This window comes from Shewanella sp. 11B5 (genome assembly GCF_002836795.1).
GTDB classification, from domain to species: Bacteria; Pseudomonadota; Gammaproteobacteria; order Enterobacterales; family Shewanellaceae; genus Shewanella; species Shewanella frigidimarina.
In genome coordinates this window covers 1-3182 of the sequence record NZ_PJAP01000914.1, presented here as the reverse complement: position 1 = coordinate 3182, position 3182 = coordinate 1, and the positions used below count along the sequence as shown (strand labels likewise).

Annotated in this window: 2 protein-coding genes and 1 pseudogene; all 3 read left to right on the top strand. The window is 43.4% G+C overall.

Translation table 11 applies throughout. The features are described from left to right. Positions 1-347 precede the first annotated feature (347 nt). On the top strand, positions 348-1682 hold the full coding sequence (locus CXF78_RS18130; RefSeq protein ID WP_011636423.1) for a Na(+)-translocating NADH-quinone reductase subunit A: 1335 nt from the start codon (positions 348-350) through the stop codon (positions 1680-1682). Then, complete coding sequence (locus CXF78_RS18125) at positions 1682-2881, top strand: NADH:ubiquinone reductase (Na(+)-transporting) subunit B (protein ID WP_011636424.1); 1200 nt, start codon at positions 1682-1684, stop codon at positions 2879-2881. The genes CXF78_RS18130 and CXF78_RS18125 overlap by 1 nt, the downstream gene beginning before the upstream one ends. Further along, positions 2874-3182, top strand: a pseudogene (locus CXF78_RS18120) (Na(+)-translocating NADH-quinone reductase subunit C); the annotation flags it as partial. The gene CXF78_RS18125 and the pseudogene CXF78_RS18120, both read left to right, overlap by 8 nt.

Genomic DNA, 3182 nt, shown 5'->3' with positions numbered 1-3182 from the left:
TATTTGAGGCGTAACTGTTCTTATAAACAAACAACTAAAATTATTTCTTTAAAAATTAATGCTATAGTTTTTTAAATCAGAATGGAGTAGATAACATTCACTCTTAGGTTCTAATTTAATTAGTCTGATCTAAAGGCCACCGATTGTGTTAGGTATTGGTTTGAAAACACCTATAATTTTCGTGGCGATAGTCTCATATTTGCGGTAAAATGCGCGCGACCAGCGTGATTATGATCGCATTTTCGAGTTAAATCTGCGCTAGCTCAAATGGCAAGTGTTTGTTAACACTTTGTTTTTGTAGCGGAACGTGGCGCATTGTCTTTCCTTCAAACGTAGTGCTTGTGGATATGATTACAATTAAGAAAGGATTGGAACTGCCTATAGCAGGCGGACCAGAGCAAGTTATCCATAATGGCCCAGCCATTAGACACGTAGCGACTTTGGGTGAAGAGTATATTGGCTTACGTCCAACGATGAAAATCAAAGTGGGCGACAAAGTACAAAAAGGCCAAGTTCTTTTTGAAGATAAAAAGAATTTAGGCGTTAAATATACGGCTTTAGCCAGTGGTACTATTTTAGAAATCAACCGAGGTGCAAGACGTGTACTTCAGTCAGTTGTTATTGCTGTGGAAGGTGACGATAGCGTTGCTTTTGCTCAATACGATGCTGATAAGTTAGACACGTTAGACGCACAAGTTGTTCGTGATAATCTGATTGATTCAGGTTTGTGGACTGCTTTGCGTACACGCCCATTCAGTAAAGTGCCAGCTGTAGATGCTACTGCTGCGGGTATTTTCGTTACTGCAATTGATACTCAACCTCTTGCTGCCGATCCTGTGGTAGTCATCGCTCAACATAAAGAAGATTTTGCTAATGGCCTTAAAGTCCTAGCACGATTGACTGAAGGTAAAGTTTACCTATGTAAAGCTCAAGGTGCCGATATCCCTGCAGCTAATGCCCAAGTTCAAGAGTTTGCGGGTAAACACCCAGCAGGTCTTGCGGGTACGCATATTCATCACGTTCTTCCAGCTTCGGCAACACGTACTGTTTGGCATATTGGCTATCAGGATGTGATTGCTTTTGGTCAACTGTTCACCCAAGGTGTATTAAACACTGAGCGTGTGGTTGCGATTGGCGGTCCTAAAGCGAAAAAACCTCGCCTTGTTCGTACCGTTTTAGGTGCTAGCATGGCTGAACTGACTGCTGATGAAACGGTCGGTGATGGTGTTCGTGTGATCTCAGGTTCAGTGTTAAGCGGCCGTACTGCGGTAGGCCCTCAAGCTTATTTGGGGCGTTATCATCAGCAGGTGAGTGTACTAGAAGAAGGTGACGAGAAAGAATTGTTTGGTTGGGCTATGCCTGGCGTAGATAAGTTCTCTATCACTCGTTCGTTCTTAGGTCACTTAAGCCCGTCACGCTTATTTAATATGACCACTAGCACCGGCGGTTCCGACCGTGCAATGGTACCTATTGGTAACTATGAACGCGTGATGCCTTTAGACATTCTACCTACTATGCTACTTCGTGATTTACTCTCTGGCGACTTTGATGGCGCAGTTCGTTTAGGCGCACTAGAGTTAGATGAAGAAGATTTGGCATTGTGTACGTTCGTATGTCCAGGTAAGTATGACTACGGTTCATATTTGCGTGACTGTTTAGATACGATCGAGAGGGAAGGCTAATGAGCTTGAAAGATTTTATCGAACGTATTGAGCCGCAATTTGAAAAAGGCGGTAAGTACGAAAAGTGGTATGCCCTTTACGAAGCGGCTGCGACAGTATTTTACACTCCAGGTAAAGTGAACAAAGGGGCAACCCACGTTCGCGATAACCTTGACCTAAAACGTATGATGATTACGGTTTGGGCATGTACATTTCCGGCAATGTTTGTCGGGATGTACAACGTAGGTTTACAAGCTCAAATAGCGATGGTGGCCGGCTTCGGTACACCTGATATTTGGCAAGTAGGCTTATTTGAATTATTTGGCGCTCAACTCACCGCAGACTCTGGCATTACGTCCTTGATGTTCTATGGTGCGTGCTTCTTCCTACCTATCTATGCAGTGACATTCATTGTCGGTGGTTTTTGGGAAGTGCTCTTTGCGTCAGTGCGTGGCCATGAAATTAACGAAGGTTTCTTCGTTACTTCAGTGCTATTTGCATTAACTCTACCGCCAACAATTCCTTTATGGATGGTCGCTTTAGGTATTACCTTTGGTGTGGTTGTAGCAAAAGAAATCTTCGGTGGCACAGGGCGTAACTTCTTAAACCCTGCATTAGCTGGCCGTGCTTTCTTGTTCTTTGCTTACCCATTAAGCATGTCTGGTGATACCTCATGGGTTGTTGCGGACGGCTTCTCTGGTGCAACAGCATTGAGTCAAGCTGCGCAAGGTACTTTTGATTACACTTCAAACGCTAACTGGATTGATGCTTTCATGGGCTTTATTCCGGGTTCTGTTGGTGAAGTATCGACCTTTGCTATTTTGCTCGGTGGTTTAGTCATTATCTACACCCGTATTGCCTCGTGGCGTATTGTGGGTGGTGTAATGTTAGGTATGGTGGCAATTTCTACTCTACTTAATCTTATTGGTAGCGACAGCAACCCGATGTTTGCAATGCCGTGGCATTGGCACTTAGTGTTAGGTGGTTTTGCATTTGGTATGATGTTTATGGCGACAGATCCTGTTTCTGCGTCGTTCACAAATAGTGCTAAATGGGCATACGGTTTCCTCATTGGTGCAATGGTGGTGTTTATCCGTGTGGTTAACCCTGCATTCCCAGAAGGTATGATGTTAGCTATCTTGTTTGCTAACTTATTTGCTCCATTATTTGACCACTTTGTAGTACAGGCAAATATTAAGCGGAGGATTGCTCGTGGCTAGTAATAAAGATTCGTTCGGTAGAACGCTATTTGTTGTTGTCGGCTTATGTCTTATTTGCTCCGTGCTTGTTTCAACAGCTGCCGTGGTGTTAAAACCTATTCAGCAAGAAAATAAGTTGTTGGATAAGCAAAAGTATATTCTTGAAGCAGCGAGCCTTATCAACCCTAAAGAAGGCAAAATCACCAAGAAAGATATTCTAAGCAAGTATGAGCAATATGTAGACGCTCGCTTAGTTGACCTTAAAACCGGTGAATTTGTTGAGGGTGATGCTAACCTTTATGATCAACGTAAAGCATCTCGT